Origin of the sequence: Streptomyces sp. NPDC006516 (assembly GCF_040611875.1) — a bacterium.
GTDB lineage: Bacteria > Actinomycetota > Actinomycetes > Streptomycetales > Streptomycetaceae > Streptomyces.
Map to the genome: position 1 here is coordinate 37,954 of NZ_JBEXPD010000013.1, position 22,290 is coordinate 60,243.

Annotated in this window: 21 protein-coding genes; all 21 read left to right on the forward strand. The window is 73.0% G+C overall.

Features of this window, described 5'->3' with window-relative positions:
• Positions 1–31 precede the first annotated feature (31 nt).
• Positions 32–733 carry an alpha/beta fold hydrolase gene (locus ABZY45_RS28085; protein WP_356744237.1) on the forward strand — a complete coding sequence of 234 codons (702 nt, stop codon included), beginning with the start codon at positions 32–34 and terminating at the stop codon, positions 731–733.
• Between the two features lie 47 nt (positions 734–780).
• A complete protein-coding gene (locus ABZY45_RS28090) occupies positions 781–1,605 on the forward strand; it encodes an SDR family oxidoreductase (protein WP_356744239.1) in 825 nt (274 codons plus the stop codon).
• Between the two features lie 30 nt (positions 1,606–1,635).
• The gene (locus ABZY45_RS28095; protein ID WP_356744241.1) at positions 1,636–4,656 is read left to right on the forward strand and encodes an amino acid adenylation domain-containing protein; all 3,021 of its coding nucleotides are present in this window, start codon (positions 1,636–1,638) and stop codon (positions 4,654–4,656) included.
• 51 nt (positions 4,657–4,707) lie between these two features.
• On the forward strand, positions 4,708–6,489 hold the full coding sequence (locus ABZY45_RS28100) for a non-ribosomal peptide synthetase (RefSeq protein WP_356744243.1): 1,782 nt from the start codon (positions 4,708–4,710) through the stop codon (positions 6,487–6,489).
• On the forward strand, positions 6,486–7,691 hold the full coding sequence (locus ABZY45_RS28105) for an FAD/NAD(P)-binding oxidoreductase (RefSeq protein ID WP_356744245.1): 1,206 nt from the start codon (positions 6,486–6,488) through the stop codon (positions 7,689–7,691). The genes ABZY45_RS28100 and ABZY45_RS28105 overlap by 4 nt, the downstream gene beginning before the upstream one ends.
• 281 nt (positions 7,692–7,972) lie before the next feature.
• Positions 7,973–8,800, forward strand: coding sequence for an alpha/beta hydrolase (locus tag ABZY45_RS28110; RefSeq protein ID WP_356744247.1), 828 nt, complete (start codon positions 7,973–7,975; stop codon positions 8,798–8,800).
• 15 nt (positions 8,801–8,815) lie between these two features.
• The gene (locus ABZY45_RS28115; protein ID WP_356744249.1) at positions 8,816–9,817 is read left to right on the forward strand and encodes a hypothetical protein; all 1,002 of its coding nucleotides are present in this window, start codon (positions 8,816–8,818) and stop codon (positions 9,815–9,817) included.
• 45 nt (positions 9,818–9,862) lie between these two features.
• Entirely contained in the window at positions 9,863–10,582 is a 720-nt protein-coding gene (locus tag ABZY45_RS28120; RefSeq protein ID WP_356744251.1) for a DsbA family protein, read from the forward strand.
• A gap of 89 nt (positions 10,583–10,671) precedes the next feature.
• Positions 10,672–12,384, forward strand: coding sequence for an NAD(P)/FAD-dependent oxidoreductase (locus tag ABZY45_RS28125; protein WP_356744253.1), 1,713 nt, complete (start codon positions 10,672–10,674; stop codon positions 12,382–12,384).
• Positions 12,385–12,492: 108 nt separating this feature from the next.
• A complete protein-coding gene (locus ABZY45_RS28130; protein WP_145809406.1) occupies positions 12,493–12,747 on the forward strand; it encodes an acyl carrier protein in 255 nt (84 codons plus the stop codon).
• A gap of 368 nt (positions 12,748–13,115) precedes the next feature.
• Positions 13,116–14,372, forward strand: coding sequence for a beta-ketoacyl-[acyl-carrier-protein] synthase family protein (locus tag ABZY45_RS28135; RefSeq protein ID WP_356744256.1), 1,257 nt, complete (start codon positions 13,116–13,118; stop codon positions 14,370–14,372).
• Positions 14,369–15,508: a beta-ketoacyl synthase N-terminal-like domain-containing protein gene (locus ABZY45_RS28140; protein ID WP_356744258.1), complete on the forward strand. Its 1,140-nt coding sequence runs from the start codon at positions 14,369–14,371 to the stop codon at positions 15,506–15,508. Before ABZY45_RS28135 ends, ABZY45_RS28140 begins: the two co-directional genes overlap by 4 nt.
• Entirely contained in the window at positions 15,505–16,473 is a 969-nt protein-coding gene (locus ABZY45_RS28145) for a beta-ketoacyl synthase N-terminal-like domain-containing protein (RefSeq protein WP_356744260.1), read from the forward strand. The genes ABZY45_RS28140 and ABZY45_RS28145 overlap by 4 nt, the downstream gene beginning before the upstream one ends.
• A gap of 43 nt (positions 16,474–16,516) precedes the next feature.
• A complete protein-coding gene (locus ABZY45_RS28150) occupies positions 16,517–17,632 on the forward strand; it encodes a beta-ketoacyl synthase N-terminal-like domain-containing protein (protein ID WP_356744262.1) in 1,116 nt (371 codons plus the stop codon).
• Positions 17,633–17,665: 33 nt separating this feature from the next.
• The gene (locus ABZY45_RS28155) at positions 17,666–17,929 is read left to right on the forward strand and encodes an acyl carrier protein (protein WP_356744264.1); all 264 of its coding nucleotides are present in this window, start codon (positions 17,666–17,668) and stop codon (positions 17,927–17,929) included.
• Positions 17,926–18,324: a hypothetical protein gene (locus ABZY45_RS28160; protein ID WP_356744266.1), complete on the forward strand. Its 399-nt coding sequence runs from the start codon at positions 17,926–17,928 to the stop codon at positions 18,322–18,324. Before ABZY45_RS28155 ends, ABZY45_RS28160 begins: the two co-directional genes overlap by 4 nt.
• A 26-nt stretch (positions 18,325–18,350) precedes the next feature.
• A complete protein-coding gene (locus tag ABZY45_RS28165) occupies positions 18,351–18,806 on the forward strand; it encodes a beta-hydroxyacyl-ACP dehydratase (RefSeq protein ID WP_356744268.1) in 456 nt (151 codons plus the stop codon).
• Positions 18,807–18,832: 26 nt separating this feature from the next.
• Entirely contained in the window at positions 18,833–19,582 is a 750-nt protein-coding gene (gene fabG / locus ABZY45_RS28170; protein WP_356744270.1) for a 3-oxoacyl-[acyl-carrier-protein] reductase, read from the forward strand.
• Between the two features lie 205 nt (positions 19,583–19,787).
• Positions 19,788–20,219: a YbaK/EbsC family protein gene (locus tag ABZY45_RS28175; protein ID WP_356744552.1), complete on the forward strand. Its 432-nt coding sequence runs from the start codon at positions 19,788–19,790 to the stop codon at positions 20,217–20,219.
• 169 nt (positions 20,220–20,388) lie between these two features.
• A complete protein-coding gene (locus ABZY45_RS28180) occupies positions 20,389–21,342 on the forward strand; it encodes an ATP-binding cassette domain-containing protein (RefSeq protein WP_356744272.1) in 954 nt (317 codons plus the stop codon).
• Between the two features lie 37 nt (positions 21,343–21,379).
• Positions 21,380–22,225, forward strand: coding sequence for an ABC transporter permease (locus ABZY45_RS28185; RefSeq protein WP_356744274.1), 846 nt, complete (start codon positions 21,380–21,382; stop codon positions 22,223–22,225).
• Positions 22,226–22,290: the final 65 nt, after the last annotated feature.

Sequence of the window (22,290 nt, forward strand, 5' to 3'; positions counted from 1 at the left end):
CCGCCGTACGACAGCAGAAAGAGGATGTGAGATGGCAAAAGCGATGGTTCTCTGTGTGCCGTTCGCCGGTGCGGGGGCCTCGGTCTTCCGCCCGTGGCTCCCGCTCTGCGAGGGCCGCTTCGACCTGGCGGCCGTCCAGCTGCCCGGCCGGGAGCAGCGCTTCGCGGAGGAGCCCTACAGGGACGTGGCGGTGGCCGTCGAAGGGCTGATGCCCGAGGTGCTGGAGCAGGTGTCCGGCGCGGGGCCGGTGGTGCTCTTCGGCCACAGCCTCGGCGCGGTCCTCTCGTACGAGATCGCGCACCGGCTGGCCACGACCGAGGGGGTGAACCTCGCCGCGCTCGTGGTCAGCGGTTCCCCCGGCCCGTGGACCCGACGGGAGAACGGTGCGAGCGGCCTGGACGACGACCAGTTCCTGGAGAGGGTGCGGGAGTTCGCCGGCTACCGGCACGAAGCGCTGGAGGACCCGGAGATGCGCGAGCTGCTGCTCCCCTCGCTGCGGGCCGACGTCGAGATGCACGAGAGCTACCTCGCCCTGTCGGACACCCCGCTGCCGGTGCCGATCACATCGGTACGCGGCTCCACCGACACCCTCGTCGGTCCCGAGCAGGCCATGGAGTGGGGCAAGGCCACCAGTGAGGGGTTCGACCTCGTGGAGGTCGAGGGCGGTCACATGTACCTGGTGGACAACACCGAGGCCCTGGTCCGCGTACTCGCGGACGTCGTCCCCGGATGAGTGCGGCGGCCCGATTCCCCGATCACCCCCCTACGTAAGGAGATCTCGTGCGCCTGCAAGGAAAGACGGTCATCGTGACGGGAGCCGCCCGGGGTGTCGGCCGGGCCTGTGCGCTGGCGTTCGGCCGTGAGGGCGCCGACCTGGCGCTGTTCGACGTGTGCGACGACATCGACGGCGTCCCGTACGCGCTCGGCACGGCGAGCCAGCTCGCGCACACCGCCGAGCAGTGCCGCAAGGAAGGGGCGGCCGTCCTCACGGCCGAGGCCGACATCCGTGACGTGGCCGCCCTGCGCGCCGCCGTCGACCGGGTCCGCGAGCGGTTCGGCCGGGTGGACGTCCTGGTCAACAACGCGGGCATCGTGGGGCCTTCGGGGAAGCCGGCGCACGAGATCAGCGAGGACGAGTGGCAGGTGATGCTCGACATCAACCTGTCCGGCGCCTGGCGGATGACCTCCGTCGTCGGCCCCCTGCTGCTCGCCCAGCGCGCGGGCAGCATCATCAACGTGGCCTCCACCGCCGGCCTCGTCGGCTACCGCAACTTCGCCGGGTACACGGCGTCCAAGCACGGTCTGATCGGCCTCACCAAGGCGACCGCACTCGACTACGCGCCGCTGAAGGTACGCGTCAACGCCCTGTGTCCCGGGTCGATCCGCGACGACAGCCGGGCGGAGGGGCGGATGCTCGGCCAGATAGCCAGGGCCCTCGATCTCCCGGTCGCCGAGAGCGAGGAGACGTTCCTCCAGTCGCAGCCGATGAACGCGCTGATCGAGCCCGAGGACGTGGCCGGGGCGGCCCTCTGGCTGGCCTCAGACGAGTCCGCCCAGGTGACCGGATCCGTGCTCACCGTCGACGGTGGCTTCACCGCCCGGTGAAGCGCCGCAACCACATCGAGGGAACCAGTCGTGTCGATCTCTGAACAGGACGCCGTCGCGGGCCTCGGCCCCGCCCGGCGCACCGTCGTCCCCTCCGGGGACCGGATCCGGGCGAGCGGCCCGGCAGCACCCGGCGCGGTGTGCCACGCGGTGGTCGCGCCCCTCACCGGACCCGTACGCGGGGACGCCGGGGACGCGACGGCGGCCCGGTTCGCCGCCCGGGCGGCGGATCTGGTGACCGCCGCCCCGGACGTCTTCCGGGGAGCCGCGACGCTGTGGCCACAGGCGGCGCCGTGCCGATCCGACTCGCCTGACGCGGACCGGTGGCGTACGCGGGAGCTGACCCGGCCCCTGGTCGCCCACCGGGACCCGGCGGTGCGCGGGGTGCTGCTGACCTACACCGACGGCGTGGCCGAACTGGTGGTGGTCGCCCACCGCGCCGTGCTCGGAGCCTCGGCCCTGCGGCGGTTCGCCGCCGAGGTGACCGGCCGCGTGTCCGGCGCGCCACCGGTGGTTCCCGAAGCGCCCTCCGCGGGCGAGGCACCCGGGGCCCCGGATCCCGTCGCGCAGGCCGCCGACCTGGCCGGCTGCGTCTTCGGCGACCGGCCCGACTGGGGGCTGGGCCGGGAGGACGGGCCGGCCACTCAGGCGACCCGTGTGCTGCCGTTGCCCCCCGGCCACCCCGCCGGCGACACCGCGAGCTGGACGGCCGCCCTGGGTGTTGTTCTCGCCCGCTACGAGGGGATCGTCAGGCCTCTCGTCCCGGCACTGGTCACCGACACCGCGGACCCGCGCGCCGTCGAGGGCGTCGCGCTCATACCCGTCGAGGCCGGTCCGGCCCACTCGCTCGCCACCGTGGACAAGGCCGTCCGGGCGGCTCTCGCCGTCGGCTCCGCCTGGCACACCGAGGAGCTCCACCGTGAACTCGGCCGCGCCCGCGGTGACTCCGGCGCCGTCCCGGCGGTGGGGGTCGTCGCCGTCGGCCACGACCCGGCCGACGCCTGCGGCACGGAGGATCTCACCTACCTGCCGTTCCAGAGCGCTCCGTTCCCGGTGACCCTGTCCGTGGTCCGCGCCGCCGGAGGAGACCTGCTGCTGCGCTGCGACCACTCGACGCGGCTGCTGCACCCCGCCATCGCCGACCGGCTGCTCGGACATGTGGCGCGGGTGCACGGGGCACTCACCGGCTCGCCCGGCACCACCGTCGCGGACGTCGCCCTGCTGGACGAGGCGGAGCTGGCGGCCACGGCGGAGCTCGGCAGGCCCGCGCACCCGCCGCTTCCCCGTCCGGAGCGGATCGACGCGGCCGTGGCCGCCGTCGCGGCCTCCCGCCCGGACGCCGTCGCCGTGTCCTTCGAGTCCGACCGGCTCACCTACCGCGAGCTCGACAGCCGCGCCGACCGGCTCGCCCACGCGCTGCGCGGGCTCGGAGTGGCCGACGGCGACCGGGTCGGGGTCTGCCTCGACCGGTCGGCCGAACTCGTCGTCACGCTGCTCGCCGTGCTCAAGGCCGGCGCCACCTACGTACCCATGGACCCGGCCTACCCGCGCGAGCGGCTGTCGTACACGACCGAGGACGCGGAACTCGCCGTCGTCGTCACCGACCGGCAGGACTTCCCCGGCGGCGGCGCCGTCCGCGTCATCGGCACGGCGGAGCTCGTCCGGCTCGCCCCCGGCACGTGCGAGGGGCCCCCGCCCTCGGCGGCCGGCCCGCACGACCCCGCGTACGTCATCTACACCTCCGGTTCGACCGGCCGCCCCAAAGGCGTCGTCATCCCGCACGTGAACGTGCTGAGCCTGATGGCCGCCACCCGGGAGGACTTCGCGCTCGGCGCGGACGACGTCTGGACGCTGTTCCACTCCAGCGCCTTCGACTTCTCGGTCTGGGAGATCTGGGGCTGCCTGCTCACCGGCGGCCGCCTGGTCGTCGTGCCCTACTGGGTGACGCGCTCGCCGGAGGACTTCCACCGGCTGCTGGTCCAGGAGCGGGTCTCCGTGCTCAGCCAGACCCCGTCCGCCTTCGCCCACCTGATGGACGTCGAACGGGACGGTGCCGGACCGGCCCCCGTACGGCTGGTGGTCTTCGGCGGCGAAGGGCTCGAACCCCGCATGCTCCTGCCCTGGTTCGACCGTCACCCGGAGTCCCGGTGCCGCGTGGTCAACATGTACGGCATCACCGAGACGACCGTGCACGTGACCGCGCAGACCGTCACCAGGGAGGAGGCGCTCACCGGATCGCGGTCCGTGGGGCACGCCCTTCCCGGCTGGTGGGTCAGGGTCGCCGACCCGGAGGGCAGACCGCTGCCCGTCGGCGTCGCCGGTGAGATCCACGTCGGCGGGGCCGGGGTCGCGGCGCACTACCTCAACAGGCCGGACCTCGACGGGCAGCGCTTCCTCACCGACCCGCTCACCGGGGAGCGGACCTACCGCAGCGGCGACAAGGGCAGGCTGCTGCCCGACGGCCGGCTGGAGCACCTCGGCAGGCTGGACAACCAGGTCAAGCTGCGCGGCTTCCGCATCGAACTCGACGAGATCCGCGCCGTACTCCTGGACGACCCGCAGGTCGGTGCCGCCGCCGTCGTGCTCAACAGGACCGACCCCCAGGACCCGGCGACCGCTCAGCTCGACGCGTACGTCGTACTGGAGGGCGACGACACCGCCGGAGTGCGGCAGCGGGCGGCCCGGTACCTCCCCGAGTACATGGTCCCGTCGACCGTCACCGCGCTCGACAGGATGCCGCTCACCCCGAACGGCAAGCTCGACGCGCGCGGCCTCCCGAGCCCCGCGCCCGTGAAGACGGCGGCGGAGGCGGGCGGCACGGATTCGACCGCTTCGCAGGACGCCTTCACCTCGGACCTCCTGGAGGTGTGGCAGGAGGTGCTGGGCGTGCCCGTGGGGCCCGACGACAACTTCTTCGACCTCGGCGGCAACTCGCTGCTGGCCATGCGCGTCGGAGCGGCGCTGCGCCGGCGCAGCGGCACCGCGGTCGCGATGCGCGACCTGTACCTGTCCCCGACGATCCGCCAGCTGGCCGCCGGGCGTGCCGGGTGAACCGGGGACCCGCCGTCACGGGGCGTCCCGTTCCCAAGGATGGAAGACACGATGGCTGAACAGCTCCTGCCCGACCTCTTTCAGCGGCGGGCTGCGCGCACCCCGCACGCCCCCGCCGTCCGCGACGGCGACCGGACGCTGACCTACGGGGAGCTCAACACCCGGGCCAACCGGCTGGCCCACCACCTGACCGCCCGCGGGATCGGCCCCGAGCACCTCGTCGGCGTGCGGCTGCCGAGGTCGGCCGACCTGGTGGTGGCGCTGCTCGGCGTACTCAAGTCCGGTGCGGCCTATGTCCCGCTGGACCCCGGGGCCCCGGCGGAGCGGACCGCGTTCATCGTCGAGGACACCGGGCTCGGCCTGGTGCTGGGGGAGCGCGCCGCGCCGCCCGGCGCGGGCACCGGGCCTGAGACCCTGACGGTCGCCGGGGCCCTCGCCGCCGCGGAGGCGGCCGGCCTCCCGGCCCACGACCCCACGGGGGCCGACCGCACCGCGCCGCTGCGCCCCGGCAACCTCGCCTACGTCATCTACACGTCCGGCTCGACCGGCCGCCCCAAGGGCGTCGCCGTGCAGCACGACACCCTGGCGCGCTACCTGGACTTCGCCTGCGCGGCGTACCCGGGGCTGGCGGAAGGGGCGTTGCTGCACTCCCCGGTGACCTTCGACCTCACCGTCACCGCGCTGTACGGGCCGCTGCTCCTGGGCGGCTGCCTGCGGGTGGCGGAGCTGGACCACGAGCCGGCGGCCGGTCCGGAAGACGCCAGGCCGGGCTTCGTCAAGGCGACGCCGTCGCACCTGCCCCTGCTCACCGTGCTGCCCGGTGCGCTGGCGCCCACCCGCGAACTGGTGGTGGGCGGCGAGATGCTGCGCGGAGACGTCGTCGACCGGTGGCGCGCCGCGCACCCCGGCGCTGCCGTCATCAACGAGTACGGGCCCACCGAGGCCACCGTCGGCTGCTGCGTGTTCCGCATCGAGCCGGGGGACACGACGGCCCCGGGCGCCGTCCCCATCGGCTCCCCGACCCCGGCGACCGAGCTGTACGTGCTGGACGAGCGGCTCGCGCCGGCCGGGCACGGCACGGCCGGGGAGCTGTACATCGCGGGCGGGCAGGTCACCCGCGGCTATCTCGGCCGGCCGGGCCTCACCGCCGGGCGGTTCGTGGCGAACCCCTTCGGCGGCGGCCGGATGTACCGGACCGGGGACATCGCCAGGACCGGCCCCGGCGGGCTCCTGGAGTACCTCGGCCGCACCGACGACCAGGTGAAGATCAGCGGTTACCGCATCGAGCTGGGTGAGGTCAGCTCGGTGCTCGCCTCCCGGCCGGGCGTGCGGCTCGCCGCCGCGGTGGCGCGCGAGGACACGCCCGGAGAGCGCTACCTCGCCGGTTACGCGGTGCCGGAGGACGGGGTGACCCTCGACCCCGCCGCGCTGCGCGCCGCCGTCGCGGAGGTGCTCCCCGCCTACATGGTGCCCGCACGGATCATGGTGGTCGACGCCCTCCCGCTGACCGCGAACGGCAAGCTCGACCAGGCCGCTCTTCCCGAGCCCCCGGCGCTCGGAGCGTCCCCGGGCGCCGAGCCGGAGAGTCCCGCGGAGGCACGGCTGTGCGAGCTCGTCGCCGAAGTGCTCGGGGTGCCGTCGGTCCGCCTCGACGACGACTTCTTCGCGCGGGGCGGAGACAGCCTGCGGGCCGTACGCCTCGCGGGCCGGGCCCGCAAGGAGGGCTGGACCTTCGGCCTGCGCGACGTGCTGGAACTGCGCACGCCCCGCCGGCTCGTCGGCCGCACGGCCGGCGCGGAGCCGGACCTGGCCCGGGACGGGGCGGCGCTGTGAACGCCGGGCGCGTGGTGATCGTCGGCGCCTCCGTCGCCGGGAGCCGCGTCGCGAGCGGCCTGCGCCGGGCGGGGCACACCGGCCTGATCGCACTCGTCGACCCCGACCCGGACGCACCCTACGACCGGCCCCCGTTGTCGAAGCAGATCCTCACCGGGGAGTGGACACCCGACCGGGCGTCGCTCGGAGACCCCACGCAGTGGCAGGCGGAGCGTCACGTCACGTCCGCCGCCGGTGTCGACCCGGTGAACCGTACGCTGCGGCTGGACTCCGGCCTCGAACTCCCCTACGACAAGCTGGTCCTGGCGTGCGGAGCGGTCCCAAGAGCGCTGCCCGGCACCCCGCGCCGGGGTGTGTACCCGCTGCGGACCCTGGCGGACTCGCTGCGTCTGAGGGCGCGCCTGGACGGCATGGCGCCCTCCGGCCGCCTGGTGGTTGCCGGAGGCGGCTTCATCGGCGCCGAGGTGGCCTCCGCCGCCCGCGCGCGCGGGATCGGCGTCACGATCGTGGAGGCACTGCCCGCCCCGCTGTCCGGGCTGCTCGGCGAGGAGGTCGCCGCCGAACTCGCGGGGCTGCACACCGACAACGGCGTACGGCTGCTGTGCGGCACCTCGGTCGTCGGGGTGACCGGCGGCCCCGACGTCACCGGGGTGGAGCTTGCCGACGGCACCACGCTGCGCGCCGACGCGGTCGTGGCCGGTGTCGGCGTACGGCCCGCGACGGACTGGCTGGCCGCCTCCGGCCTGCCGCTGGACGGCGACGGCGGAGTGCTGTGCGACGAGTTCTGCGCGGTCGACGCCGGGCGGACCGTGTACGCGGTCGGGGACGTGGCCCGGTGCCGCGACCCCCGGCTCGGCCGGCACGTACGGGTCGAGCACTGGACGGACGCGGTGGAGCAGGCGGACGTCGCCGTCCACAACATCCTCGAACCGCGACCGGTGGCGCACCGGCACGAGTACTTCGTCTGGTCCGACCAGTACGGCGGCAAGGTCGCCCTGCTCGGCCGCCCGGAGCCCGGCGCGGAGGTGACGGTGGTACGGGCCGGCGGGCCCCGCCGGCGGTTCGCGGTCGCCTACCACCGCGGCCCGCGGCTGTGCGCGGCGCTGACGGTGAACTGGCCCAAGGCCCTTCTCGCGGCCCGCCGTTCGACGGGCACACCGGACGGCGCCGAGGCCGCCGTCACCGCTTGGAAGTCTTTGTAGTCGCAGCTTGCTGTAAAGGCCCTGTCCTCGCTCAGGGCTCCTCCGGCACGATCGGACCACGTCGAACCGATGCCGGTACGACACCGCAGGACGGCCTCCGCAGGGGTACGCGTCCACTGTCCCCGGCCCGCTCCATGACCCACCGGGATTCCCGGGGCGGGCCGGGACAGTCCTCGTACGAGGACGGTGCGTCCGCCCTCCGCCGACGGCCGGCCCTCTCGCTCCGGTCGTCTCCCCCACGTCCTCCTGTTCTTCTCCCATGCCTCCGAAAGGGCTCTCCGGTGCTCCGAGACAGCGATGTCGAGCCGCTCGTGCTCCGACGGCGAGGTGTGCCCGGCCCGCGGCCGGACCACCGGGCGCTGCTGTTGCACGGCCTCGGCAGCGGCGAGAGCTGCTGGGACGCCTTCGTCGCGCACCGGCCCCCGGGGCTCGACCTGTGGACGGCCGGTCTGCCGTGGCGGGCCGGCGGCCCGTACGCGGTGACCGGGCGCGACGAGAAGGCGTGGGTCGGCGAGGCGGTCGACGGGGTCCCCGGGGGCGCCGACGTGGTGGTCGCGCACTCCTACGCCACGATCCTGCTCCTCGCCCTGCTCTCCGACACGATCGCCGCAGGGGAGGACCCGCGCGAGCGGTTCGGTATCCGCGGCGTGGTGCTGGTCTCCCCCTTCTTCCGGCAGGACCCGACCGACTTCACCTGGGCCCAGCTGCCGACGACCCTCGACGCCATGCGCCGCAGCGCGGACGAGTACATCCGCCTGACGGCCCGTGACCGCCTGGACCCGGCCGTAAGGGCGGACATGGCCGAGCTCGCCTGTGCGCGGCTCGGCCCCTACTGGGCGGTCCGCTATCTCGACGCCTACCTGCGCACACCGTTCCTGCACGCCGACCGGATCGACCTGCCCGTCCACATCGTCATCGGCACGGGCGACACGCTCGCGCCGCCGCCCGAGGGCGAGGCACTCGCCCGCGAGCTGCGCCGCGCCTCGGTCACGCGCATCGAGGACTGCGGGCACTCACCGATGACCGAGCGTCCTGAGCTCTTCGCGCTCGCTGTCCAGCAATTCCTCGCCACCCTGCCGGCCGGGCGCACCCCGGCGGCGGTCAACTGAGTACGGGAGCCCACGATGACCACCCTGTCCGACGTCGCGCTCAAGCAGCTTCTCGACGAACCGAGTTCGGTCACCCTCCGGCCCCCCTACGAGGGCGGGAACATCAACACCGCGATCGGCTTCAAGTGCGTCAACTACCTGCTCGAGGCCGCGGTCCTCGACCACTTCCGGGCCGTCGGCCTCGGCGCGAGCGAGCTGTACCTCGTCCACGGCGTCAACTTCGACGTGGCCGGACTCGAGACCCGTCTGCACACGGTGCTCACGCTCGACGACGACGTCCTGCTGGAGGTCACGCCGAAGACGAAGGACACCGACACCGCGATGGTCTTCGCGGTCACCGCGACCGTCCAGCGCGACGGCGCACCGAAGAAGGCCGTCACCTCCAAGCTGCGCGTCCTGCTGCGCCGTGACGGCAACGTCGAAGCCACGGAGGCGCTCCCCGAGGGGCTCCAGCGCTTCCTCGTCGACCGGCTCGCCACGGCGGAGCCCACCGCGCTGACCGCGACCCCCTCCGACGACTTCGCCGGGGCCCTCCACCGCGGCGAGAACAGCGACACCGACCCGGTGCTCGCCGAGATCATCGGCGACACCAACGCGGTCGGCTGGAAGTGGCGGGTTCCGTACTACTACTGCCACTTCACCGAGCGCATGCAGATGTCGGGCTACCTGCGGCAGATGGAGGAGGCGAAGCACGTCTTCGTCGCCTCCCGCGGCATCAGCATCAAGCGGATGCTGAACGAGCGCGGCTGGATCCCGGTCGTGACGCAGTGCAAGATCCACTTCACGGACGAGACGGTCATGGAGGAGGACCTCTACACCGTCTACACCGTGGAGTCCGTCTTCAAGGACATGCTCTACACCTCCCGCGTGGACTTCTACGTCGTGCGGGACGGCGCGCTCGTCCGGACCGCCACCGGCTCGATCACCCACGGCTACTGCCACAAGGAGTCGCCGGAGGCCGAGTGGCAGATGACCGTCTTCGACGACGAGGTCCTGCGCGCCCTGCGCGGCGAGTGACCCGGCCCGTACACAGCCCCGGACGACCGAGCCCCGGAGGAACCGATGGCTTCCAAACGCCCACCGCGCTGGTACTTCTCCCTGCGCAGCCCGTACTCCTGGTTCGCCTACCGCGATCTCATGGCCACCCACCCCGAGGTGCTCGACTCCCTCGACTGGCTGCCGTTCTGGGAGCCCGACCAGGAGACCGCGAAGCTGCTGGCGGAGGAGGGGGTCACCCTTCCGATCGTCGCCATGAGCCGGGCGAAGAATTTCTACATCCTTCAGGACACCCGCAGGCTCGCCACCGAGCGCGGACTGACACAGATCACCTGGCCCGTCGACCGTGAGCCGTGCTGGGAGGTCGCCCACCTCGCCTGGATAGCGGCCGAGGACGAGGGCCGGGGCAAGGACTTCGTGGCGGCGGCGTACCGCGCCCGCTGGCAGGAGGGCAAGAACATCTCCGAGCCCGCCGTGATCGCCGCGATCGCGGAGGAGCTGGGCCTGGACGCCCAGCGGCTGTCCACCGCCTCCCAGGACGCGGAACTGCGCAAGCGGGGCGCCGCCCTGCTCGCCGAGTCGGCCCACGACGGCCTGTTCGGCGTGCCGTTCTTCATCACCGGCAGGGACAAGTACTGGGGCCTCGACCGGGTCGAGTCCTTCGTCCGTGCCGTCCAGGGGGCCGGAGGCACCACCGCTCCGAAGACCGACGCGCCGGACCCGGCGGCCCACGCCGACCTGCTGCCTGCCGGCGGCGACGCGGGACACGCCGGCGGCTGCGGCTGAGACCGGCCGGTGGCCGCGGCACGGAACGCGGCCACCGGCCTCCGCGGGGCGACGAAGAAGCATCAGCGGCAAGCGACAAGGAGAGCACTGTGGGCAACAGCAACCCGGGCGGCGGCGAGTGGGACGCCGTCGTGGTCGGTGCCGGCCTGGGCGGCCTGACGACCGCCGCCTACCTGGCCACCGCCGGCCGGCGTGTCCTGGTGCTGGAGCAGTTCTCGGTGGTGGGCGGGAACAGCCACGTCTTCCGCAGGCGGCGGAGCTACGAGTTCGACGTCGGCGTCCACTACCTCGGTGACTGCGAGCCCGGCGGTGTCATCCCTTCCGTCCTGGGCGGGCTCGGACTCCGCGACCGCGTCGAGTTCCTGGAGATGGACCGGAGCGGCTTCGACCTCATCAGGGTGCCCGGGGCCTCCGTGGACATGCCGGCCGGCTGGCCGGAGTACCGGGAGCGGCTCGTCGCCGCGATGCCGGACGAGGCCGAGGGCCTGCGTACCTTCACCGACATCTGCGCGGCCGTCGGCGAGGAGCAGCGCGCGGCCCTCTTCGAGTCGCACACCTGGTCGCCCGCGGACATCGCCAAGGGCACCGTCGCGGTCCGGGAGTGGGGCAGGCGGACGCTGGACGACCTGTTCAGCCACTGCGGCCTGTCCTCGCGGGCCCGTACGGTGCTCGCGGCGCAGGCGCCCAACTACGGACTGACCCCGCGCCAGGCGACGGTCGCCCGGCACACCAGCGTCACCGACCACTACCTCCGCGGTGCCTACTACCCGGCCGGTGGCGGGCAGACGCTCGCCGCAGGGCTCGTGGAGGTCATCGAGGCCCACGGCGGAGAGATCCGGACCCGCAGCAGGGTGCGGCGCATCCTGGTGGAGGACCGCAAGGTCACCGGGGTCGGCCTGGACGGCGGCGAGACGGTCACCACCGGCCTGGTGGTGTCCAACGCGGACTACCGCCGCACGGTGCTCGACCTGGTCGGCGCCGGACACTTCCCGAAGTCCCTCGCCGAACGCACCCGCAACGCACGCATGGGCATGCCGTGGCTGGTGCTCTACCTCGGCCTCGACATCGACCTGCGGGACCGGCCGAACGCCAACCTGTGGTGGTACGACACCGACGACATCGACGGCTACTTCGACCGGGCGCGCGCCGGTGACGTCGGCGAGGTCCCCTTCCTCTTCTGCTCGTTCGCCTCGCTCAAGGACCCCGGCAACAGGGCTCTGTGCCCGCCGGGCCACGCCAACCTGCAGGTGATGACGCTCTGCCCGCCCGATCACGAGTGGTGGGGCGTCACCGACGGGGCCGAGGGCGGCAGTGCCACCTACCGCCACCAGGCGCGGTACCTGCGCCGCAAGCAGGAGCTCACCGAAGCCACCCTGCGCGCGGCGGAGAAGGCCATCGGGCCGCTGCGGGGGCACATCACGCACCTGGAGGCGGCGACCCCGCTGACCCACGAGCGGTACACCCTGGCCTCCGGAGGCACCCCGTTCGGCATGGCCGAATGGGGCGGCACGGCCCGGCCCGGCACCACGACCGGCATCGCCGGACTGCACGTGGTCGGGGCCAGCACCCAGGCGGGCAACGGTGTCGCGGGCGTCATGCTCGGCGGCATCTCGTGCGCCTCCCACATCCTCGGCCGGCCGCTGCTCGCGCAGGGCCGGCAGGGAGTGGTGTCCGGGGATCCGGACCTCCTCCCCGCCCGGCCGGACGGCTGGGACCCGAGGGAGGTCTGCCGGGGCGCATCCCGGCGGGCCCGCTCGGGCCGCGGAACGGCGGCCCGGGATCCGGCCGGCACAACCGGCTGAGATCGGGCGGCAGGCGGGTCACCGCCCGCCTGCCGCCGAGCAAGTGACCGATGGACACCCCGTCCGGTCGAGCCATGCACACCTTCCGAAGAACTGAGAGTGATTCACATGAGCGCTTCCACCGTCGAACAGCGGGCCGGCATCAAGGAGATCGTCTGCGACATCCTCGAGCTGGAGGAGGACGAGGTGACCGACGAGGGCCTCTTCAAGGAGGAGTACGGCGCGGACTCGCTGCGGGCCATCGAGATCCTCGCGGGCCTCGAGAAGGAGTTCAAGATCACGATCGACCAGTCCGAGCTGGAGCGGATGGTCAACCTCGACGGGGTCTACGCCGTCGTCCAGGAGTCGATCGACGCCAAGTAGGCACGTTCCGGCGGCCCCTGGTGGACCGGCGCACCGCGCCGGACGCGGTGCACGGCACGCCGGACGACCGCTCGCGCACGGTGCCCGGGCGCTGCGGCCCCCGCGAAGCGGGCCGGAACCGCCCCCGGGCGCCCGCGGGGCCCCTGATCGGCCCCCGGCACCCGCGGGGCACCTACGGGTCCCGCCGGGAGGGACCGCCGCCCGGAAGCAGGCGCGGGGGGCCGGCACACCGCCGGCTCCCCGGCCCCGGCGGATCACCCGGCCCTGACCGACGGGTGATCCGCCGAACCCCCTTTCCGTGGTGACCGTGATGCCCGTGGTGAGCACGTGGTGAACCAGTGGTGACCAGGCCGTACCGAGGGAGATTGATGTCTGACAGCCTTTCTGACGCGATGCGCGACGACGCGGCGTCCCGGGTCGTGCTGACCGGGTTCGGCGTGTTCTCCAGCATCGGTGTCGGAGCCGATGAGTTCGCCGAGGGCCTGCGCGCGGGCCGCAGCGGCGCCAAGCCGATCACCCTGTTCGACACCGAGGGTTTCGCGCACGCCAACGGGTGCGAGATCACGGGTGCCGAGCCGGAGCGCTGGATCCACAACCTGCCGGTCGAGAGCCTGGGCAGGGCGACCACCTTCTCGGTCGCCGCGGCCCGGATGGCCGTCGAGGCCTCCGGGGTCGACCTCGACGCGCTGCGCGCCATGCGCGGGATGATCTCGATCGGCACCACCGACGGGGAGTCCTACGACCTCGACCAGCTGGTGGAGACCGAGGTCCGGTCCGGGCCCGCCGCCATGGACCCGACCGTCGCCCGCCGGATATCCCCGAACCGGCTGTCCATCGCCGCCGCCCAGGAACTGGGCCTGTCGAACGTGGACGCGGTGACCATCGCCACCGCCTGCTCCGCGGGCAACTACGCGATCGGCCAGGGTTTCGACGCCATCCGCTCCGGAGCGGCCGACTACGCGCTCTGCGGCGGCGCGGACGCCATGTGCCGCAAGACGTTCACCGGCTTCTACCGGCTCGGCACCATCGCACCCGACGTCTGCCGCCCCTTCGACTCCGAGCGCAAGGGCATCCTGACCGGCGAGGGCGCGGGCGTGCTGATGCTGGAGAGCCTCGCCTCCGCCCAGGCGCGCGGCGCCCGCATCTACGCCGAGGTGCTCGGCTACGGGATGAACTGCGACGCCTACCACCAGGTCGCCCCGAACCAGGCGAGCGTCGCCCGGTGCATGGAGATCGCGCTGGAGAACGCCGGTGTGAAGGAGGAGGAGGTCGACCTCATCTCCGCCCACGGCACCGGGACCAAGGCCAACGACGTGACCGAGTCGCGCGCGATCCACGACGTGTTCGGCGACACCCCGCCGCGCACCGTGTCCCTGAAGTCGATGCTCGGCCACACGATGGGCGCCGCCAGCGCCCTCGCCGCGATCGCCTGCGCGCTGTCCGCCTACCACGGCTTCATCCCGCCGACCATCAACCATCGCGAGACCGATCCCGAGTGCGAGATCGACTGCGTGCCCAACGAGTCCGTCGAGGCGGACCTGCGCATCGTGCAGAACAACGGGCTCGCCTTCGGCGGCAACAACGCGATCGTCATCCTCGGCAGATACCAGGAGGGTGAGCGGTGAGGCTGCCCATCACCGGAGTCGGCGCGGTCGCGAGCATCGGCCGGGACGCGGACGAGATCTTCACCAGCCTCTGTGCGGGGCGCGGAGGCCTCGGCCCGATGCGCGGGTTCGACCACGACCTGTACACCGGCACACAGCTCTTCGAGATCGACGACCGGCCCGAGCCGGGGGTGGACCGTACGCTGCGGGCCACCGGCTTCCTGCTGGACGCCGTAGGCCAGGCCGCCGAGTCGGCCGGCCTCGGCGACGACCTGTCGGACTGCCCGGTGCTCGTGGGCACCGGACTGCGCGAGCTGCGCTCCGCCGAACTGTGGTGGCGTGACGGGGTGCCCTTCGGCCCCGAGCGGCTGCACTTCGGCACCGCCCTGCGGGAACGGTTCGCCACCGCCGACACGCACACCTTCTCCAACGCCTGCTCCGCCTCGCTGTACGCCCTGGCGCTGGGCGCCGACATGCTCGAACTCGGCGAGGCCGACACCGTGATCGTGGCGGGAGTCGACTCGATCACCGAGAGCATGTTCGGCCTGGCCGACCGGGTCCAGCCCGAGCCGCCCGGCGCGCTGCGGACCCTGGACGTGAAGCGGAAGGGCACGATCCTCGGCGACGGGGCAGCCGCCGTCGTGCTGCGCCGCGAGGACTTCGCGGGGCCGGAGGGCACGCTGTGGGGCAGGCTCCGCGGCGTCGGGATGACCTGCGACGCCAAGCACCCCACCGCACCCGACCAGAAGTACGTCGCCGAGGCGATCCGGCAGGCGCATCTGCACGCGGGCACGCGGCCGGCCGACATCGACCTGCTGATGCTGCACGGGACCGGGACGCCGCTCAACGACCTGGTGGAGGCCTCCGCGTACGCCGAGGTCTTCGGCCAGGACGCGGGCGGCCCGGTGGTCACCGGAATCAAGCCGATGACCGGGCACACCAGCGGATCGGCGGGGGTGCTGAGCCTGGTCACCGCCCTGCAGGTGATGGCGACCGGCAAGGTCCCGCCGCTGGTCGGGCTGGAGCAGCCGATCGAGGAGGCCGCCGGCTTCCGGCTGGTCCGCGGTGAGGAGGCCGAGCACAAGGTCTCGCTCGCCCAGGTACACGGATTCGGATTCGGCGGGATCAACGCCGTCGCGATTGTCGAGGCGCCATGAGCATCTACGTGACAGGAGTCGGGGTCGCCCTGCCGGGTGCGGACTCCGCGGCCGGACTGGCCGCCGCCGTCCGCCCCGTGGGCTCGGTCGACCCGGCGGCGGTCCTGGGGAAGAAGGGCCTGCGCTACAAGGACCGTGCCACCCAGCTCGGGCTCGTCGCCGCGCAGCGTGTGCTCACCGACGCGGGCCTGCTCGACGACGGCACGCTCACCGCCGACGGCACCCGGGTGGCCGTGCTGGTGAGCTCGAACCTGGGCAACGTCGACACGGCCTGCCGTGTGGCCAGGACCATCGCGGACGAGGGCACCCGCGGGCTGAGCCCGATGGACACCCCGAACGCCTCCAGCAACATCATCGCCTCCGAGATCGCCATCAGGTTCGGCCTGCACGGCCCCAACCTGATGGTCTGCAACGGACCGGGCTCCGGCATCGACGCGATGCGCTGGGGCACCGCCCTGCTGCGGTCCGGCCGTGCCGACCAGGCCGTCGTGGTGGGCGTGGAGCCCGACAATGTGATCGTGCGCGAACTCGTCGGCGGCCCGGTGGCCGACGGCGGCGCCGCCCTCGTGCTGGAGCGCGCCGAGGCGGCCGAGGCCCGCGGGGCCACGGTCCACGCGGTGATCGGCGGCCACACCCGGGGAGCGGACGTGGCCGCCGGCTTCCGGGAACTCGCCGCCGGTGAACCCACCGGCCTCACGGGCTGGTTCGCCTCCGGTGCCGCGGCCAAGGCGCTGCCCTCCGAGCTGCCGGGCCACGACCTCGCCACGATCTGGGGCGAGCTGTCCGGCGCGCTGGGTGTCGTGCAGGCCGCGGCGGCCATCGGCGGCTTCGGAGCCGGCACGGACGGCGCCGTGTGCCTGGTCGCGGGCAGCGACGAGGACGACGGCAGCGCGGCGCTGGTACTCCGGCCGCCCTCCCCGTCGGCCCCGTCGGCCGCGTCGGCCCCCGGGCCGGGCGCGGTCTGAACGAGATGTCGGCCCCAAGGACTCTGAGCAGGACGGAATGACCATGACCTTTTCGGCGAGCGCGTCCACGACCCTCAACCGGCCGGTGATCACCGCGTGGTCCGCGGTGTCGCCGTACGGCATCGGCAAGGACGAGTTTGCGGCCGGTGTGCTGGCCAACAGGGACGCCACGTCCGTACTGGACTCCGGCGAGTGGGCCGCGCCGGACGACCGGGCGTGCCTGGTTCCCGGCTTCGACCTCCGCGAGGTGCTCGGCAGGAAGGGCACCCGGTCGATGGACCGGGTGACCGGGCTGGCCGTCACCGCCGTCCGGGACCTGCTGCGGGACAGCGGGGACAGGCGCAGGGGCGGCGACGAGGAGACCGCCCTGGTGCTCGGCACGACCACCGGCAGCGCCCAGAGCATGATGGACTTCACCCGCGCCTCCCTGGTCGGTGAACGGCCCTTCTACGTCGACCCCTCGCTGATGCCGAACGCGGTGATGAACTGCGCCGCCGGCCAGTGCGCCATCTGGCACAGGCTGAAGGGGCCGAACACCACGATCGCCGGCGGCCGGGTCGCCGGACTCTCCGCGCTGAACTACGCGGCCGGACTGCTGCGGGCGGGCCGCGCCGAGACCGTACTGTGCGGCGCCGTCGAGGAGTTCTCCGACGCGCGGGCGTGGCTGGACCACCACCGGCGTGACGAGGACGCGAGGGGTGCGCTGCTCGGTGAGGGCTGCGCCATGTTCATGCTTGAGTCCGCGTCGGAGGCCGGCCAGGACGGCCGTGCCCTCGCCGAGGTGCTGGCCGTGGAGTCCCGGGTTTACTCAGGCGCGGGGCTGCGCCCCGTGCTCGACGCCTGCCTCGACGGGGTACTGGCGCGGGCCGGTGTCGACGCCGAGGAGGTCCGGTCGGTCTCGGCCTCCGGTCTCGCCGGACGCGCCGGTGACGAGGAGCGCGAGGTGCTCACCGCACGCTTCGGCGCCGGGGCCCTGGACCGGGCGCCGTCCCTGGACGGTGTCGGGGACACCTCCGGCGCGTCCGCCGCGTTCCAGATCGGCTCCGTGCTGAGCGCCGCCGGCCGGGGGGATTCGGCGGCGGGCGACGTCGCCGTCATCTCATCGGTGGACGACGACGGCCTCGTCGCGTGCGCCGTGATCCGCACCCTCGCCGGCTGACCGGCCGGTCCGAGCGCAACCGGAAGGAAGAGCATGTCAATCGACGCGGTGGCCCAGCTCGATCGGGAGGAACTCCGTGCGTTGCTGGCCGAGACCATCGACGCCGACGTGTCCGAGGTCGGCGACGGCACCGACTTCGTGGAGGAGCTCGGGGTCGACTCGCTGATGGCCCTGGAGGTCGTCGTCGTGCTGGAGCGGACGTACGGCGTCAAGTTCGCCGAGCACGAGATGCGCACGGTGCGGACGCTGGACAGCGCCTACGAAGAGGTGCTGCGCAAGCTGGGGGAGCGTTCGTGACGACCGCTGTCCTGGCCCGCCCCCGGACGGTGCGGGAGCCGGGCCACGACACGGGCACGGGGAAGTGGTCCGCCCGGTACTCGGTGGTGATCGACGCGGAGGAACCCGTCTTCGCCGGGCACTACCCGGACTTCCCGATCTTCCCCGGCGTGTGCGTGCTGGAGTGTGTGCGCACCGCCGCGGAGACCTCCGTACCCCCCGGGGCCGGGGGCGTCCGGCTGGCCTCGGTCGAGTCCGGCCGCTTCCTCGCCGCGGTGCACCCGGGTGACGTACTGGACATCGAGCTGGTCTGGGAGCCGCGCGGCTCCGACTGGCGCTGCACCGCGAAGGTGGCGACCGGCCGGGGGCCGGCCGCCACGGCCCGGCTCCGTTACCGGCACGGGGCGGCACGGTGAGGGGCGCCGGGGAGACACGCGCCGCGTTGCCCCACCGCTATCCGATGCTCCTCGTCGACCGGGTCCTCATGACCGGAGCCGACGAGATCCGTTCGCTCAAGGCCGTGACGCTGAACGAGCCGTGGTACGCCCGGCTCGGCGCCGATCCCCCGGAGGCGGACTTCGCCTACCCGGACTTCCTGCTGCTCGAGTCCTGGACCCAGACCGCGGGCCTGCTGGCCGCACGGCCGGACGGGCCGGAGTCCGGCGGCCTGACCATGCTGTTCGGCTCCATGAGGGACGTCGAGTTCCACCGGCAGGTGTTCCCGGGCGAGGTGGTCGAGCATCACGTGCGGCTGCTGCGCGCGGTGGACGACACCTTGGTCCTCGAGGGCGAGAGCAGGACCGGCGACGAACCGGTGCTGAGCGTCGGCACCGTCACGGTGGCCTTCCGCCCCCGCGAGCGACCCCACACGAAAAACACCGGACCAGCGTCCCGCTGACCGGCAGCCGCGAGGAGAAGAAGTACATGACAGACGACAACGGGACGCGCGTCGCCCTGGTCAGCGGGGGTTCACGCGGCATCGGCCGGGCCGTCGTGCTGCGGCTCGCGGCCGAGGGCCACGACGTCAGTTTCTGCTACCGGTCCGACGAACCGGCCGCACTGGCGCTGGAGAAGGAGGCGGGCGAGCTCGGCGTGCGCGCCATGGCGGTACGGGTCGACGTGACCGACGCCGCCGCCGTGAAGGAATGGGTGGCCAGGACGGAGTCCGCCCTCGGCCCGGTCGAGGTGGTGGTCTGCTCGGCGGGCATCACCCGGGACAACCCGCTGCTGCTCATGTCCGACGAGGACTGGCACAGCGTGCTGGACACCAACCTCGACGGCGTCTACCACGTCTGCCGCTCGGTGATCTTCGAGATGATGAAGCGGAAGTCCGGCACGATCATCAACATCTCCTCGGTCGCCGGCGTCTACGGCAACGCGACGCAGTCCAACTACTCCGCGTCCAAGGCGGGCATCATCGGCTTCTCCAAGGCGCTCGCCAAGGAGGTCGGCCGGTACGGCATCCGGGCCAACGCGGTGGCGCCCGGCTACATCGAGACCGACATGACCGCCGAACTGGCCGACAAGGTCAAGAAGGACGCGGCCAAGCAGATACCCCTGCGCCGCTTCGGCCGGGCCGAGGAGGTCGCCGACCTCGTCGCCTTCCTCGCGAGCGACCGCGCCGCCTACATCACCGGCTCGGTGCTCCAGGTCGACGGCGGCATCACCGTATGAGTACCGGCCGGGTGGTGACGTGACCGCGACCGGATCCCCTCCCGGCCGGGCGTACGCGGTGCCGGGGGGCCCGGGCGGGCCCAGGGGTGTGGGCAGGCCCGGTGGCCCGGGCGGGCCCCAGGTCCCGGACGGTGCCGTGCCGGACGGCCGGTCCGCGTACCAGCGACTGCGGCAGCTGGCGGACCTGCACGGGGCCGGCTACCGGATGATCGCGCACGCGCCGGAGGGCCGCACCGAGGCCGCCAGCGCCCTGCGCGGGCACGCCCTCGCGCAGGGCGCCAAGTCCCTGGTCGTCGAGGCCCGTCCGACCAAGCGGACCTGCCGTTACGTACTGGCCGTCGTGCCGGGTGACCGGCGCGTCGACCTCGGCCGGATCGCGGAGCTCGCCGGCGGACGCAAGGCGGGCTTCGCGGCCCGCAGCACGGCGGAGCGGCTGGCCGGCTCGGTCAGCGGCTCCATCATCCCGTTCTCCTTCCACCCCGAACTCGAGCTGATCGTCGACGAGGACCTGCTCCGTCACGACATGCTGTACTTCAACGCCGCCCGCCTCGACCTGTCGATGGCGCTGCCCACCGACGACTACGTCCGCATGGCGCGGCCACGCACCGCCCGGATCAGCGAAGCCCTCACGGGCTGACACGACCGGGCCCCTGCCACGAGCCGGACTTTCCGCAACCTGCAGCGCCCCGTCTTCCGGCCGCTGCCCGGTTCTACGATCGCCACCCGGCGGCGGTGGCTTATCCGAGCACACATCCGAACCGGGGCCAGCCATCGGGCCACCGGACACAGCAACGGAGGCCGAGCACGTGGCCAAACCCATGATTCAGGCAGTCGGCGTAGTGAAGTCGTTCGGTGACGTGAAAGCCCTGAACGGAGTCGACGTCTCTGTTCCGGAAGGCTCGATCCACGGCTTGCTCGGCCACAACGGCGCCGGCAAGACCACCCTGGTGCACATCCTGTCCACGCTGCTGCCGCTGACCAGCGGCTCCGCGAGCATCTGCGGCCACGACGTGACCGCCGACGCGGAGGCCGTACGCCGCTGCATCGGCCTGACCGGACAGTTCGCCTCGGTCGACGAGCAGCTCAACGGGCGGGAGAACCTCGTGCTCGTCGCGCGGCTGCTCGGCGCGAGCAGGCGCCAGGCCGTCGCCCGCGCGAACGAGCTCCTGGAGCTGTTCGAGCTGACCGACGCGGCGACCCGCCCGGTGCTCCAGTACTCCGGCGGCATGCGCCGGCGTCTGGACATCGCGGCCAGCCTCGTCGGCGGTCCCCGGGTCATCTTCCTCGACGAACCGACGACCGGGCTCGACCCGAACGCCCGGATCGGGGTGTGGGAGACCATCGAGCGGCTCGCCAAGGACGGCACCGCCGTGCTCCTCACCACCCAGTACCTGGAGGAGGCGGACCGCCTCTGCGACCAGATCACCGTGCTCTCCGCGGGGAGCGTGGTGGCGGGCGGGAACCCCGCCGAACTCAAGGCCGAGGTCGGTCAGCGCCTGGTGACGGTGACCCCCGCGTCGGAGTCCGGCGTGCGGGACGCGGTGCACGCCCTGGACAAGGCCGGCATCCGGGCCACACCGCAGGAGTCGGGGGCGGCGCTGAGCGCACCCGTGGCGGCGGCCTCGGACCTCGCGGTCGTCGTACGCGTCCTCAGCGACGCCGACATCGAGATCGCCGAACTGGCCTTCTCCGAACCGACCCTGGACGACGTCTACCTGACGCTGACCCACGAACCCGCCGCGAAGCCGGTGTCCGCGTGACCGTCCCGACCAGCCTCACTGAAGAAGGAGCATCCCGATGACGGTCATCGACGCCGAGACCGCACCCCGACCGACCTCCCGGACCGGCGTGAGCGTGTCCGAGGAGTGGGGCGGCAGCAGCCTGCTGACCCAGACCCTCGCGCTCACGGGCCGTTCCGTACGGCCCTACCTGCAACCGGGCGTGCTCATCGTGACGTTCATCGAGCCCCTGGTGATGCTGCTGATGTTCGGCGGTGTGCTGCGCGCGCTGGGCGACACCGTCGCGCCCCAGGGGAGCGACCTGTCGTACATCGCCGGACTGGCCCCCGCGATCATGATCATCACCTCGGTGGCGGCCGGGGCGCAGGCCGGGAACGGGCTCATCAACGACCTGCGCAACGATGTGATCACCCGCTTCCACACGATGCCGATCTCCCGGTTCGGCGTACTGCTCGCCCGGAGCCTCGCGGACGCCGCACGGTCCCTCTACCAGCTGATCGCCGTGGCCGTCCTGGCCGCGCTGATCTTCGGCTTCGACCCGCCCGGCGGCATACTCGGGGTCGCCGGCTCGATCCTGCTGGCCCTGTTCGTCGGCTGGTCGATGAGCTGGATCTTCATCGCCCTGGCAGCGGTGCTGCGCAACGGTGACGTGCTGCGCATGATCACCACCCTCTGCACCTTCCCGCTGCTGTTCGCCTCCAACGCCTTCGTCGACCCGGAGTCGATGCCGGTCTGGCTGCGGGTCGTCGCCGAGGCGAATCCCATCTCGTACGCGAACGACGCGATGCGCAGCATGGTCGCCGGCCAGGCCTCGTTCACGGAGCTCCTCACCACCGTGGGCGTCTCCTGCGTCCTGGTGGCCGTCTGCGCACCCATCGCGAACCGGTCCTTCCGGGTGCTGTGACCCTCCGTCGCGGTACCCCGTGACGGGTACCGCTACGACCGGCGGCCGGGAGACGCGCACCGCGT